The 15,648-nt window shown below is 35.9% G+C and carries 8 protein-coding genes; all 8 read right to left on the bottom strand.

From position 1 onward, the window contains the following. Positions 1-84: 84 nt before the first annotated feature. The gene (locus B2745_RS03040; RefSeq protein ID WP_304063541.1) at positions 85-1,647 is read right to left on the bottom strand and encodes a glycoside hydrolase family 28 protein; all 1,563 of its coding nucleotides are present in this window, start codon (positions 1,645-1,647) and stop codon (positions 85-87) included. Between the two features lie 23 nt (positions 1,648-1,670). After that, complete coding sequence (locus tag B2745_RS03035) at positions 1,671-3,212, bottom strand: MGH1-like glycoside hydrolase domain-containing protein (RefSeq protein WP_304063538.1); 1,542 nt, start codon at positions 3,210-3,212, stop codon at positions 1,671-1,673. A 3-nt stretch (positions 3,213-3,215) separates the two neighbouring features. Further along, complete coding sequence (locus B2745_RS03030) at positions 3,216-5,945, bottom strand: alpha-d-galacturonidase (protein ID WP_304063535.1); 2,730 nt, start codon at positions 5,943-5,945, stop codon at positions 3,216-3,218. A 346-nt stretch (positions 5,946-6,291) separates the two neighbouring features. After that, positions 6,292-8,391 (bottom strand): polysaccharide lyase 8 family protein, encoded by a 2,100-nt coding sequence (locus tag B2745_RS03025; protein WP_304063533.1) that lies wholly within the window; start codon positions 8,389-8,391, stop codon positions 6,292-6,294. Positions 8,392-8,400: 9 nt separating this feature from the next. After that, a complete protein-coding gene (locus B2745_RS03020; protein WP_304063530.1) occupies positions 8,401-9,795 on the bottom strand; it encodes a sulfatase in 1,395 nt (464 codons plus the stop codon). Beyond that, positions 9,796-12,843 carry a chondroitinase family polysaccharide lyase gene (locus B2745_RS03015; protein WP_304063529.1) on the bottom strand — a complete coding sequence of 1,016 codons (3,048 nt, stop codon included), beginning with the start codon at positions 12,841-12,843 and terminating at the stop codon, positions 9,796-9,798. It lies immediately after the preceding gene. 11 nt (positions 12,844-12,854) lie between these two features. Further along, entirely contained in the window at positions 12,855-14,378 is a 1,524-nt protein-coding gene (locus B2745_RS03010; RefSeq protein ID WP_304063527.1) for a sulfatase family protein, read from the bottom strand. Positions 14,379-14,736: 358 nt separating this feature from the next. Next, positions 14,737-15,615 (bottom strand): pirin family protein, encoded by an 879-nt coding sequence (locus B2745_RS03005; RefSeq protein WP_304063524.1) that lies wholly within the window; start codon positions 15,613-15,615, stop codon positions 14,737-14,739. Positions 15,616-15,648: the final 33 nt, after the last annotated feature.

The raw sequence follows: 15,648 nt of genomic DNA, 5'->3' as shown, positions 1-15,648 counted from the left end.
TAGTTAAAACATGCTCTGATATACAGAAAAGGCTTCGACTCCGCTCAGCCTGACACAAAATCGGGGTTTAAAACAACTAAATAATTAATCGGCAACAACGTCAACTTTTACCTCTTTTTCTTTTAAAACTGGTATAGTAACGTTTTTTAATAAGTTGTTTTTAACTGTGATATCTTTAGTTAGCTCGCCTTTTAATCTCAAGAAAATATCAGTTCCTTTAACAGGATAAGAGTTATAAAGAAAAGCATCCTCAACGTTCATAAAATCTATAAGCGGCACACCTTTTATCGGATTGTAAGACTTTACATCATCAATCACTAAATCTTTTACATTTTCTGTTATAATGGCCGGTCCTATTTGTGTGTTTATCTGTACGTTATGAAACGAAATTTTATTTGAATTTTTAATCTTAAACCCACTTTTTGCATCAATATTAATATCGTTAAAACTGATATTTTCTATAGGCATTTCTTCTAATCCGTTTAAGTAAGCAGCTTGGTTTACCTGAGCGGTAATGTTACTAAAATGTATATTTCTAAATACCGGAGTTCTTTCTGAAATAGGCTCAACATCCGTTTTTGCGTATTGCATATCTAAAACAATGGCTTGGTCTCTGATATTTTTCATGATGATATTATCTACCCTGATTTCTTCTACCACACCGCCTCTACCACGAGCTGTTTTAATACGCAAACCTCTATCAGTACCATCAAAAACACAATTAGAAATGGTAATTTTTTTAACACCACCAGACATTTCGCTACCAATAACCACACCACCGTGACCACGTAACATGGTACAGTTGGTAATGGTATAATTTTCTGCAGGTACATTCAATTTTCTACCCGAGCGGTCTTTACCAGATTTTATCGTGATACAATCATCGCCAACGCTAATGTGGCAATTAGAAATATGTACGTTATTGCAGGATTCTGGGTTTATACCATCTGTATTTGGCGATGGCGGATTTTCTATCGTTACACCATCAATAGTTACATTCTCACAAAATTGTGGGTTTACTGTCCAAAATGGGGAGTTTACAATGGTAATATCCTTGATTTGTACATTTTTACAGTACATAAATTGTATAAACGGCGGACGTAAGAAACCTCTTTCTATCCAACCCGGTAAATCCGGAGCTAAAACATCTTTATTTAACCTTTTAAACTCTTTTTGCCACTTAGAATCTTCTGTTAATTTCTTTACATGAACCTCAGAAAAAGCCCACCATTTTTTACCATGACCATCAATTTTTCCTCGCCCAACAATAGCGATATTTTCTAATTCATAACCGTAAAAGAACGGTGAGAAATTGGTTACCTCTGTACCCTCCCATCTTGATTTTACCATGGGTAAATAATCATCAAAGTTATCGCTAAAATGCAACTCGGCACCAGCATCAATAAAAATAGTGATGTTACTTTTTAAATGAATAGGGCCAGTTAAGTACTTACCCGCAGGAAAATAAACTGTACCACCACCCGCTGTTGAAGCTGCTGCTATCGCCTTGCTTATAGCTTGTGTTGCTAACTTACTACTGTCGTTTTTTGCACCATATTTTACAACATTGTAGAAGTTTTGCGAGTAAGCATTTAAGCAAAGGGTTAAGCAGCAAATGAGACTTATGCTTTTAATTATTTTGAACATGAGAATGATTAAAATTTATGCGTTTATAGATTAACTTTTAGCGTTTGGAGTTTCTTAGCTTTCGCGATGAGTTTACCATCAGCAAACAGCATAAAGCCTTTTCCTTGCTGATAGCGCTCTCCGGTTTTATCCCAAATAATGCTTAACATTTTACCTTTATAAGGTACTTGTGTAAGCTGAAACCAATCTGCTTTACCTTTAGGGATTAATGGTTTAATGATGATTGAATGATCCAGTTGTGGCTTTAAGCCGATTAAATCCTGAATAACCAAATCCATAAAAGTAGAATGGTTATAGAATTTACTTCTCGGATGATCTCCTTTCAACCACTCGCCATTAATTTCATCCTGATACTCACCAATATAAGGCTTACCATACATTTGCTGAGACCAAGCGTATTTATGCAACTCGTCATAAAAAACAGAAGCACTCATTTTGCCTTTTTTGCTGTAATTATTCAGCAAATTGGATAAGCCACGCAAAGTTTGTGAAGTAGCAAAAGGCCAAATAGCACCATCCCATTCGCAACCATGTCCGCTTCCGCGAGTTCTAAAAGTAGGCTCTCTACGCTCGGCAGTTGTTAAACCCCATTTTGCTTTAAAACCAGCCGTATCTAATAACTGACTCCAAGCTGTAGCATATTCCTTTTTATCTGCTGGTAAATTAAAATACCAAGGGATAAAACCTATGGCTTCTCTAGCGCCATGCAAAGTATCTCCTTTAGCCATTCTGGTTTTAAAGAATTTATCTTTCGCATCCCATAAAGAATCCTGAACCAATTGTTTTAAAACAGCTGCTCTGCTAGCATACTTTTTGTTTAACGCTGTCTCACTAACTTCTTGAGCCAATAAAGCTAAAGCTTGGGCATTACCATACATATAACTGTTGATAGTTGGGCGCATATTTTCATCTTTCCTGCTTCCACTAACCGATTCTTCCATACCATCTTTAACATCATGCTGCCAAAACATACCGTTTTTAAGTTTACGCTCTTGCTCCCATTTTTCATAATCGGCATCTAAAGCAGGTAATATTTTTTGCAGATATGCTTTATCAGGATGAACCATGTAATGTGCTAAAACGGCATCATCTACCCAACTGCTAAACTGATGAAAACGTGGCCTACTTTGCCCTTTATCGGCCTCATATAGCCAAAAATTAAGATATTGCTTGATGTATTCTTGATTTTTTAACCATCTTCCTTCATAGATATGATGACCTAAAGCACAACTGATAGATTGATATTTTCCGGCATGTTTTACAGGTTCTATAAACTCGGTAAAAATATAGCCATCTGGTGTTTGTTTAAGGTGTTTTCTAAAAGACCACCAACGGAAATAATACTTCTCTTCTATTTCTTTATCAGGAAAATCTAATAAAGGGATATTCTCATTTAACCATTGATAAGCATCGGCATTAGGCACTAAATTTTTTACCGCTTCATTATCATCGGTATTAAACTGCTTAACGTATTGATTTAATTTTTGGCTAAGGTTTACCTGCTGTGCTAAAACAGCAGTTTTGGCGCCTATGATTATTAAAAAACTATACAATAATTTCTTCATGGATTATAACTTAACATCAGTTGGTGCGTAATGACCAAAAAGCCAATCTATGTCTCTGCCGTTACCGTTTAAACCTGCATCAAAAATCTTAATCTTTTGGTTAGCATCTATAAAACCTAAAATCAATGCTTTTCCCTTAGCTAAACTTAAGGTATTTTTTCCAGCAGGGAAAGTATAAGCATGTACGTTTATTGGAGGATAATTTTCTATGATTACAGCATTAGAAAGTTTGCTTTCTGCCTGTCCGTAATTATTAGCACTAGCATCGGTCTCTAACTCTGGCGTTGGCGAAAACTGAGCATCTTTTTTATTAAAAAATCCTACCAAAACGGTTACAGGCTTAGCATTGGTAAAGGTAATTTGCGTACCATTTTTTAGTTGCGCTGCCGCGGATAGTTGTAAAGCGTTTAAACCTATCAATTCTGGTGTTAAAGCTTTTATTTTAAAATCTTCATCGGCGAAAGCCTTAGCTTGTTCTTTTACGGTATAAAACAATTGCTTGTCTTGGAATTTAACAACCGCATTTTCATAAGCTTTAACAGCGATATTATTTGCTGTTTTATTACTCTTTAAAGAATCTATACTATGTTTAAAATTCTTCAATTCGGTTTCAAAAACGGGTAATACTTCTTTCCAGTGGATAAAAGTTTTATCAACACCACGCATAGGTATTTTACGCTGCTTAGTTTGCATACTATTAGCATATAAATAATGGTTTTCTGTTAGTTTAACTAATTTCTGGTAATGCTTAACGCTACTTTCTAAAAATGGCAAAGCTTGGTCTAAATCTTTAACATCATTAGAATATTTATACTTCAAAATCCATAATGCTGCGGTTACTTTATCGGCATAAAAATTTGCCATAGCATCGTAGCAATACATATCATTAAGCAATCTATCAAACTCTTCCCGATTTGCTTTTACACCAGCTTTTGCTTTTTCTATGGCAGCAATAGCTTTCTTACCATGCTCAACCACTTCTTTAGCTACCTGAACTGGAGTTTCACCGATATGACCTTGCTTTTTCCACTCTTTCTCGGCATAATCAATAATCATCTCGCCTTCTGGCGCCTCAGACTCGTACATCAAAGTAAAAACACCATAGCGGAAAGGATTGATAAACTGGGTAGTAAGCATGCCTAAAGTAAGCGTTTGTCTATTTCCATCAGTGATACCAAAACGTCTTAAAAGTTTTGGAGAAATCTCTCCAGATTCTTCGTAAGCATCTAAAATATGTTTACCAGTTTCTTGGTTAGCACCGTATTTTGCACCTAACTCTTGAGACCAATATGCAATCTCAGAAGAGCGTTCTCTTTTAGAATCCCAAGCATATCTGGCCCAGGCTTTATACCACATCCAATCACGGTCTAACTGCATTAATCTATTTGGTGCTTTATCAGCTGTGTAAGGCCAATCCCAATAAGATGCTTGTGGATAAAGATGTAAAGCATTGGCTTCGTAAACATGGTGCATAGCCTGTACAGATTTTTGGATAAAATCTGCAGAGCCATATCTAAAAGGCTCTAAATTGGCCAAAATATGTACGTTTTGAACATGTACAGTTCCTATTCTACTCAGACTACGGTGTAAATCGGCCCATTTTCCACGTGGCGTATAAGTGGTTAAAGCTTCGCCATTATACTTTGCCATGGTATATAAATTTTTATATAAAGGCAAAGCCGCTTTCATAACAGCAGGCGCATCGCTATCATGTGCTCTTAATACAATAGGTGGCTCGGTTTTACTTCCTAAAGCTTTTAAGCCGTCTTGTACACCCGGAATAATCGTTTTCGTAAACCAATCAATATCATCTTGCCCTACCCCTTCCATAGCTTCGCCTAGGGTTACCAATAAACCAACATTTGGATATTTCTCTACAAAGGCAGCTATAGATTTCTGCGTATAATCTGCAATGATTGGAATAATAGGTCGGTTTCTATCTTGAGTTTTTAATCCGTGTTTTTCTGCAAAAGGTTTTGGTATCAAGATGTTATAAAACATCTGAATCACCCAAATTCCGCGTTTATCAGCCTCTTCGGTTAAAAATCTAAATATCTCTTCGTTCTTTTTAAAAGTGGCTTCATCAACCTCCAAGGCATAAGGATAATCTTTTAGCTTTACTAAAGAAGAAAAAGGATGACCATTCCATAAATACAAAGAGTTGTAACGGTTGGCTAGCATCATATCTAAATAAGCTATCCATTGTTGCTTATCGTAAAACCAAGGAAAAGTTTCTGGCGTGTATGGATATTCATAAACATCACGTCCGGGTAAATAATCAGGCTTTTGCAAACCTATAGCCGTACCACGGAGAACCATTTCTGGCTTGTCTTTGATTTGCAAATTCTGGGGCAATTTACCCTGAGCTTTAACTTGTTCTGTTAAAGTAGTAAAAGCGTATAAGATTCCAGAATCATCTCCACCAGCTAAATTGATATTTCCTTTAGCATCAGAAATAATCGAATAACTTTCTTTACCGCTTGTTTTTTGGTTGGTTAAGATGATATTTTTTGTTCTAATATTGGGCTTATTGTTCTTAGCAATTTGAGCTTGATAAGCTAATTGATTAAGCTGTTTCACTAACTGTGTAGCGCCAAACATTATCCTTGAGCTAGCTTGTGCGGGTACTACAACATTAATTTTTTCTTTGGCTGTTTTGGCAATTGCCGAGTTGAACAGCAAAGAAAACATCATACAAACAGTGTATCCTGTAAATCTGAGAATGAGCTTCATATATAATTTAGGTTTGCAGATTTTTATAAAAACCTTAACAACAATTGCTATTAAGCATATGAATTTCAAAAATAGGTTATTAAAAGGCTTATTCTTTGTAGTTTTTTCTCTAAGAATTATAGCATCTTATCTCTGTAACAGGAAGGTTATTGAAGTAGACTAAACTTTTATTGAGAATTTGGTTTTCAATAAAATCTTTTTAAGATTAGCTTGATTTTTTAAAGTTGGTACTCTTATTTAGGAGTTGATAGAAATAAAAGTTGGAGAGGAATCTTATTAGGCTTAACCTATAATGATAGAATAATTGAAATTTATTACATCAATTATTCTATCAATTTAAAAAAGCTTATAAAGATAAAAGAACTTCTTTACTTGAGCCTGCAAAGGGTTTTTGTGGCATTTCTACTGTTAAGTCTATCTTTTTACCAGATTTAACATCGCTAATCGTGAATTTAATTTGCTTTTCTTGCTGTAAAGGATCTGCAACGTACAAGGTCTTTTTACCTTTAACATTTTTAATCATAAAAACACAAGGTTTATCAGTTTTTATACTGAGCTCATCAGTTTTTACTTCTGTAGCTTCGTGTAAAACGGCCTGTAATATTTTTAAGCCTTTGTGATATACCACTTGCTGACTGGCCGTATTGCTGATGGTTTGTAACTGCTCTGGATTAAAACCCTTTACATCTTTTACAGCTGGTAAAACAATATAGTTATAAGTAGCCACTTGTGGTTTGCTGCCATGGTTTATCCATAATTTAAATACATTTCCGCTAACTTCATTTTTAGGCTGCGAGTTGTTGATTTTGTGCCATGTACCGCTTTGCTTTTGCGAGCTTAGTTTAACATTTGCCCCACTAGGAAAATAGTAAGCAGTACCATCATGCTGTACCCAACTGTTATTATTTAGAGCGTATTCATTTAACTCATCTTTCTTTTGCGCTTTACCTACAGAAAGTTGGATATTACCATTTAACCAAGATTGGTTTAGCGTAGTCGTAACAGGTAGACCACTCGTCGATTGAATATCAGCACCCAAACAAACAATTTCCTGATCAAAGAAAAACCATGCCTTTTTAGCAGTAACGCCATCATAATTTAAATGGTAGGCGGTTGCTCCATAAATACCGTCAGAAACACCCCCCGCATAAGTATTTAGTGCAAATTCTCCCCATTGTTTTTCTAATAAAACATCTTCCGGATTGTCTACACTGGTTGTTCCAGGGATTTTATCCCACTCCCATAAAGGCATAATATCAAAATACTCTGGCCCTCTTACTTGTATATTGGTTGCTCCATCAGAAAGGTATCGTCCATATAAATTCTCCTTGTTTCCACTTTCTGATCTTTTGGTACGGTTACTAGCTATACGCACATGAAAAGAATACTGCGGACGTACATGCTGCGTGTAATCTCCTTTCCAATAGTGTTGATGAAAGGGTTTAAGTTCATCATCTGGTGCTACCAGGCTATCTACTCGCTGCCTGATGGTTTCCCATTCTTCTTCTCTACTAGCATCTATGGCTTTTACCGTTTGGATACGATATTTTTCTGATGTTTTCTTAAGATTTCCTTTTCTGGTAACACCCCTGCCTTCTACGTTAAAATCTATATACCTAGATCTAAACGCATTAATATAGGTTTGTCTGTAAAACTTAGAGAAAACCTCCAACTTCTCTGCATTTAGTGCATAAGGTGTTGCCCTTACATAGTTGGCAATTTTAGTTACACCACCTAAAAAAACATTTCCATAACCAGAAATATACAATTGCGGTCCGTGTTGCAGGTAAGAAAAATCATGCTGTAAGCCTTCTTCTGCTTCGGTTAAAACAACAGGTTCAAAAAGCTGGTCTAAGGATGATTTAAGCAAATCTTTATCTTCTGTAAGTAAAGCTCTATAAAAATAGTGCATCGCAATATCAGTTTTGTTAGCTCCGGTTTTATCCTCTGCAACTCCTCTTTTCATTCGTTCTAAAAGCTTTTTTTCTAGCTCTTCTGGTAAGTAGCTATCGCCAAACTTGAGTAAAATCAAAGATTCACCTATTCTTTGTGGTACGCTAATCTCATTATGCCACCAATTATCGCTTTTTGGGTCTGTAGCATACCAATATTTATAAGCTTTGATGATGGCATCTAAAAAAGCTTTATTGCTATAGTAGCTACCGCCTTTATTCACATAAGCTTGTATTAAGAAATGTGTATTTTCCAGATGATTTACGGGGGCCCAATTAGATATATCTCTAGCTTGGTAATTGATATTACTCCAGCTACCATTGGTTTGTAAAGCGTCTAAAGTTGCCTTTGCCCGAGCATCTGCTTTGGCAAAAGACTTACTCTCATCATCAAAAATCCTTTTCATGATAGTACCAAAAGGATAAGTTGCTTGTGCTTTTACCAAAAAAGGTAAAAAACCTATACATAATAGTGTAATAAATACTTTTTTCATCTTTATTAGTTAAGGATATTTAATCTCCATTTCTCTACCAATCACCTCCATACGGTGTTTTTTGATTTGATTTTCATCGCCATAATCACTTATCCAATGCGGTTGTTGCATTTTTTGCTCCCAGTTTTGGAGCTTCTTTTCAAGCTGTTTCACTTTTTGCGGATAGGTACTCGCTAGGTTGTTTTGCTCGCTTATATCATCCTTTAAATTGAATAAGAGTAAAGGATTATTGGCTGTTCTGATTAATTTCCAATCGCCACTTCTAACAGCTGCAGCTACACCTCTTCGCCAAAATAAATCTTGGTGAGGTACAGCTTTTTTATTTTTTGATAAAAAAGGTAAAAGGTTTACTCCATCTAAAACCTGCTCTTTTAAAGCTTTACCTTTACTAGCTGCAATAGCTGTTGGCGTAATATCCATAGCAGAAACCATAGGATGATAAACCTGATTAGCTGGTAATTTTGCAGGCCATTGCATGATGTAGGCTACCCTTATGCCGCCCTCCCATTTAGAACCTTTTAAGCCTCTTAACACACCATTATCCGCAGCGTTATTAGTTGCAGCACCATTATCATTTAAGAAAACAATTAAAGTATTTTCGTAAAGCTTTTGCTCTTTTAAAGTAGCTACCAATTTACCAATATTAAGATCTAAGGAAGTCATCATAGCTGCATAGGCTCTTCTATCTGCGTTTTGGATATGAGCAAATTGTTGCATCAGCTCTTGTTGTGCATTTATAGGCGTATGCACTGCATTATAAGCCAAATACATAAAAAAAGGCTCTTTTTGATGTTCTTTAACAAAAGAAATGGCCTTATCGGTAAACATATCAGTAAGGTAGTATATCTCTTTTTCTGGTACTGCTTTTCTGTTGTGTAGCAATTGTAGCTCTCTTTTAGGTTGCTTATTGTAAGCAAAAAAATTACGATGCCCACCAATAAAACCATAAAACTCATCAAAACCTCTGTTTAATGGAAAATGCTTTTCTTCCTCGCCTAAATGCCATTTACCTATCACAATGGTTTTATAACCATTGGCTTGCATTTGGTCTCCTATGGTTTTAACCGATGGATCTAAACCAATATCACTTAACTGAAAACCATTAACAGGTTTGGTAGAAGTATTATGCTCAAACCCGAAACGTTGTTGATAACGTCCGCTTAATAAACCTGCTCTAGAAGGAGCACAAACTGCTGCTGTAACGTAAGCATTGGTAAATAATACTCCATTTTTTGCCAATGCATCAATATTTGGAGTTGGAATTTCTTTACCTCCATAACAACCTAAATCAGCATAACCGGCATCATCACTTAAAATGACAATAACATTGGGTTTAGTCTTAGTTTGTGCAAAAACAGACATTGTCAAAGTGCAAAACAAAGCTGCTGTATATATTCTTTTCATTTAATTTCCCTTTTTTAATGTTAACCGAGTAGCCAAACCATAAGCACAATTTACTTTAATTATAGTATTACCTTGTGTTGTTTTTGCGACTTCATATTTCTTACTATCATCCGCTTTTAGCCAATTACCTTTTAATTCTAACTGTATTACAGATGGTTGAGCATCGGTTTTAAACCAATAACGAGAATAAATACTTACCTCTTTTCTTGTACCATTGTTGTTTAGCGGTGTTTCATCAGCACCTTGGTAAAATCCTAAATCAGGGTCGGTAATTGCTAAATTTAGTTTTTCTGCATCTGGCTGATATAAAATTAAACAAGCTTTACTGTTGTTGATGATAAGCGGATCTGTTGATTTACTATTCTCTTTAAAAAGTACCAAACCTGTAAGCTGCTGCGCTGTATATTTTACGCTATGTGCATCAGCGGTTTTTTGTAAAACCTGATAAACAGGCGTTTTACCAGACATTTGCGTTTTAAAAGTCTGCATTTTTTGTGCGTCAGTACCAATCAACATGGCATATTCATAACCTTCATTTTTTGGTGCAGAACCATGTTGTAAAACTAAGCTAGCAAAATTACCCTTTGTGTTTTGCGTATCTTTTTGATCTCTAGATTGCTGCTGATTTTTACTTAGCGTAATATTATTATTGGCTGCTAAATAATAGCCTATCCCTCTGTTATCTAATACAAAAGTTGGCGTTGTTAAAGTTTTTGATAATTGAGCGGGAAAATCAATTGGTTGATGATCAAGCAATACAACTTCGTTGGTTTTGTTTAAATAGTTTTGAAAAATGGTTGTTTCTGTTGGATATTCCTTGATACTATTCTCAATATCAGAACCTAAGCAAACCAACAAACTATCAAACATAAACCAAGATTTTATAGCTTTAAAGCTTCCTAAATTGTATTTATCATGCCCTCTCAGCTTCATGGCAAAAAGCCCTTGTTGGTTTAAAGAAGTTCCTCCAGCAAAAACTTCATCTGTTAAAAGCATTTCTTCTACCCCACTATAATCATCTACATTAAGGATATTTGCCCTTAGTTTATCTAGAGGGACATGTAAGGTGGTTGTTCCGGGTATGCGGTTCCAATCCCAACCTTTATCAGCAAAATTACTTCCGGTTGTGGTTTTAGTTTCTGGAAACAATACTTCTACATGACCATAACTTAAGTATCTACCAAATACATTTGCTTTAGGATAAGCCTCATGACTTACGATATACCTATTATGACCTTTAACGGTTAGCAACCAATTATCTCTTCTATGAATTTCTAATAAACCGTAATTTAAGCTCCAATGTCCGGAAGGGTGTTTTGCAGCTTGTACACCTATTTGCTTAAACTTTTTATCCCAAGCCAAATTTTTCTTCTTAGCTACTAATAAGTAAACGGCAGCCATTTCCTCGTCAATAGCCTCTTTACCATCCGGAGTACCGGCAAGTGCTAGGTAAGCATAAGGTTTGTCAGGGATGCTCCAAGTTCCCGTTGGGTGCCTTCCCGAAATGCTGATTGGCCATTTGTAAGGATTGGTATAGTAATGCATCATCAATAAATTTTCTTTAAATTTTTGATGCGCTTCTTGCGCTACCTGATAGCTTGTTTTACTCAGCACATAAACAATTGGGGCTAAACCATTATAGCCTCCAACGCCATAAGCCGGATACAAAGTTGCATGATGAAAAACTGCTCCATCGGGTTTAAAAGCACCTGTTATAGCTACATTGGGTTTCATGTTGAAAGATAACCAACGTGAGTAATATTGTAGGAAGCGCATTTTTTCCGGAGTATCATCTAAAATTAAAATACTACTCAACATTCCTTGTAAAAGTGTATTTAAAACATCAATATTAGACTCAGGCATTTTTTCTGTCACTTCCACAGCTCGGCCCAAGCCGCTAAACCAAAACATACTTTTAAAGGTTTGCTCAAGCTTGCCCGATGCTTTGATAACATCTTTCATGAGTAAGCATGCCGTATAATAACTTTCTAAATTATAACCTAAGTGATGTAAAGCACCCATACCACTCCCAAAAGACCATCCTTGATTTTCTGCATGGTCTAGCAGATTTATAAACATTGTTGCTAGCTTATCTTTATTGGTTTGGGTAGTACTAAAATGATGGGCTTCTGCTACAGCAAGCATTAAATTACTGTACCTGTTAATATTGGTTTTCGCATTTATCTTTTTTGCAGAATCTAATGTTCTGCTATCAGACAATTCGATATCATTGGTAGAAAAAATTGTTCTTCCGTTAATGTATTGCCCGTTTCTTTTAATTTTCCAAAAAGCATATTCTTTTTCTAGTTTACTTATAATGCTATCTGTTATAAGTTTTTTTGAAGGAAGAATTACTTCTAAGAAACGTTTATAAATTTGGCTAACTTCTTTTTTATCTTGCGGAGTTATAGCGGATTTTAGAGGTAAATAGTCTGGCGTTGTGCTAAATTTATAAAGTGAATTCCAATGGGCATTGGCCGCTTGGTCTCCTTCTAAATTCACAAAAGGCACTTGAAAATCTCGCATGGGCGACCGTGGATTGATATTTACCTGATACATCATTTGGTCTAGGAATAAAGTTCCCTTTTTTATTGTTACCGGAGCTTTAATTTCTAAACGATTCATATTGGATTGCGGTGTACCTTGCATATCACGGTGGTACATCACCCAAGCTGTACGCCAACCTTTAAAATTGAGGTTAAAATCAAATTTACAAGCTTCTTTGTCGGCAGCATAAAAGGTAAAACTTAGTTTCTCTGCAACCGGATTTTCATTATAAATCCAAAAAACAAAAGTACTGCGTTTATCTGATGCTACCTTTTTAAACTCATCTGAAACAATGTTTAAAGTACTTTCATCCCCTTTTGTCCAAGTCCATGCAACAGAACTTTCGCCCATTTTCTGATGTTGCGTACTGATAGCTAACTTACCGTTTTTAGCTTGCCAGTCTTTTGGCACTTCTTTTTCGCAAATATCTGCTTGTAGTTGGGCTATAGCCAGATGTTTTGTAGCAATAAGCAAGCAAAGTATAAAAACTATTTTTTTCATGTTTGGGATGCTTATTTTTCACTTAATCTGGTAGCCTGATTTTCTTTTATACTTGCCAGTTCTTTAGCTAGCTTCAAGGCTTTTTTAGGTTTTTGGGTAAGTAAATCTTCCCGCTCTGATGGGTCTTGCTTTAAATTAAAAAGCAATCCATTTTCTGAGTTTCCACTCTCGATATTGGTTACTGGATACACCTTTGGACCTTTACCAGGTTCAATATATTTCCAATTATTTTTTATGAATGATAAAGTACCGTTTACAGCATGCTGAATGATATAAGACCTGCCTTTTGCAGATTTTCCTAAAAGAACATCCAACATGTTGAAACTGTCTGGAGCTTCTTTTACAGCTAAAGGTTGTTGAGTGAGGGCTGCTAAAGAAGCATATAAATCAACCTGACTTAAAGCTGCGGAAGAAACAGCTGGCTTGATGGTTTTGGGCCAACAAGCTATAAAAGGGACTTTTGTGCCTGCATCAAAAGCACTGTATTTACCGCCACGCATATAAGCGGCTGGTTTGTGCCCATTAAGCATTTCATTAGCAAAATCGGCATAGCCATCATCTAAAACAGGACCATTATCGCTACTAAAAATAATCAAAGTATTTTCAGTAAGTTTTAGGCTATCTAAAGCTCTTACGACTTCGCCAACTGTCCAGTCGAGTTGTAAAATCACATCCCCTCTTGGGCCTAAACCACTTTTACCCACAAATTGTTGATTGGGCGCTCTGGGTACATGAATATCGTTAGTAGCCAGATATAAGAAAAAGGGATTATTTTTATTCTGAGCGATAAACTTTACAGATTGCGTTGCGATATGGGAAGCCAGTTCTTCATCTTTCCAAAGTGCTTTTTTACCCCCACTCATATAACCAATTCTGCTAATGCCGTTTACAATGGTTTGCGCATGACCTTCTGTAAGTTTCATTTTCAATAACTCAGGATTTTCTTCTCCCGTAGGCTCGTTTCCTACTTTTCTCTTATAATCAACTTCTATAGGGTCTTTAGGATCTAGGTTGATGATATGGCGATTTTCCATAAAAACGGTTGGCACACGATCTGCCGTTGCCGGGATAAGAAAACAATAATCAAAACCAATTTCTAATGGACCGGGCTTAATAGTGCCGTTCCAATTTGGTCCACCATCTGGACCTAAACCTAAATGCCACTTGCCTATAGCAGCGGTTTTATAACCTACTTTTTGCAGCATTGCAGGTAAGGTTGGGGTATTGGTTGGGATAATTAATCCGGCATTTCCGGGAGCTATATCTGTACCTGATTTTCTCCAGGCATATCTACCTGTAAGTAGAGAAAACCTTGACGGTGTACAGGTAGATGATGTGGCAAAGGCATTGGTAAAACGTAAACCCTGTTTAGCTAGTTTATCTATATGAGGGGTTTTTATTTTGTTGGCCCCATAACAACTTACATCTCCATAGCCCAAATCATCGGTATAAATAAGTACAATATTAGGCTGTTGCTGTGCAAATGTATTTGCAGTAAAAACAAATAAGAAAAGTAAAAATTGAAGTCTCAACATGATTATTATAAAAAATTGGTTAGCTAGGTATCAAGTGTTTTAAAACCTATTCTAATGTCAAATATTCTATAAATAGCTTGTTGATAAAGGTTAAAAATTGGTTATTATAGGGGTAAATAATCGTTTTTTAAAAAGCTCATAGATAAGAAGCTAAAAGCAAAAGACGAAGAACTATATACACTTAACTAATTTTTAAAGCTTTTGGTGCTAACATTAGTCATTGGCAGCCCATAATGCAATAAAAATAGAAAGAGATTACTTCTTCGTCTTCTACAGTAACAATATGAAAATCAATTGAAATTAATCTATAAATAACATCTCAAAAATTACTTCAAACTAGTTATCAACCACCTGATTATTAATCCAAGTATCCAAACTTACCCAGATTAACATCTTCAAATGCCTGGATAATTTCATCGCGGGTATTCATCACGAAAGGCCCATGAGCTGCAATAGGTTCTAAAATAGGTTCTCCGCTTAAAACTAAGACAACGCTTTGTTCTAATGCTTCTATGGTAAAATCTTCTCCTTCATTTTTAAACAGCAAGAAATTATCTGTAGCTACAGTTTTTTCATCATTTACTTTAATGCTCCCTTCTATAACCAATAATGCTGTATTGTAATGAGCAGGGAAAGAAAATCCCGCTTTTCCACCTGCATTTAGTTTTGCGTTTTGCAAATGAACCGGCGTAAAGGTTGATGCTGCACCAGACTTATCTTGGTAAGCCCCAGAAATTACTTCTATAATACCGCCATCATTATCCAAAGCGTATTTTTGAATATTTTCTTTGGTGATTTCTTGATATTTAGGCTTAGACATTTTATCCTTTGCAGGTAAATTTACCCATAGCTGTACCATTTGAAAATCGCCACCAGCTTTACTAAACTCCTGCTCGTGATATTCTTTGTGTAATACGCCCGATGCGGCTGTCATCCATTGCACATCGCCTTCGCCTATAATACCGCTATTTCCAGCGCTATCATGATGGGCAACTTTTCCTTTATAGGCTATCGTTACCGTTTCAAAACCACGGTGTGGGTGTACGCTTACTCCTCTAGGTTTATCTGTTGGAGGGAAATAAAATTTTGAATTATAGTCGAGCATGATAAAAGGACTCATCCTTTGCATGCTTAAACCATAGCTTCCTGGTATAAAATTGTGTACTCTAAAACCATCGCCTACCATGTGTGGGGCTGGCGGAGTAAAAATATGTTCAATGCTTTTAGTTTTCATCATCTTTAAATTTTATGATTCAAATTTACAGGAAAG

The sequence above is a fragment of the Pedobacter glucosidilyticus genome (assembly GCF_002483235.1).
Taxonomy (GTDB): domain Bacteria; phylum Bacteroidota; class Bacteroidia; order Sphingobacteriales; family Sphingobacteriaceae; genus Pseudopedobacter; species Pseudopedobacter glucosidilyticum_B.
The sequence above is the reverse complement of the archived record's forward strand: the minus strand, read 5'-3'. Positions and strand labels throughout refer to the sequence as shown.